Genomic DNA, 272 nt, shown 5'->3' with positions numbered 1-272 from the left:
ACGTCACGTTGAGACCGGTTTCCAACAGGTCTGGCGCGAGATGAATTGCCTTGTCGCTCTTTCGCGTCTAATGCTTGCGTATGAGAGCAGCTGATCGTTTTTCACCCGGCGTGGGTGGCTTTGTGATGATCGCTCTGACGTATATCATATGTCATGGCATCACGATCTGGGTGATTGCCCCTGCGCAGCGTTTCTTTCTCGATGATGTTTCTGTCCTCGCCAGTTTGGCGTATCTGCCGCATGGGGTTCGGGTTCTCAGCATATGGCTGGTC

The 272-nt window shown here is 53.3% G+C and carries 1 pseudogene; it reads left to right on the top strand.

Annotation, left to right across the window (positions count from 1 at the left end):
• Positions 1-80 precede the first annotated feature (80 nt).
• Positions 81-272 (top strand): annotated as a pseudogene (locus O4G76_RS20515) (hypothetical protein); the annotation flags it as partial.

Origin of the sequence: Limimaricola sp. G21655-S1 (genome assembly GCF_027213785.1) — a bacterium.
Taxonomy (GTDB): domain Bacteria; phylum Pseudomonadota; class Alphaproteobacteria; order Rhodobacterales; family Rhodobacteraceae; genus Limimaricola.
The sequence above is the reverse complement of the archived record's forward strand: the minus strand, read 5'-3'. Positions and strand labels throughout refer to the sequence as shown.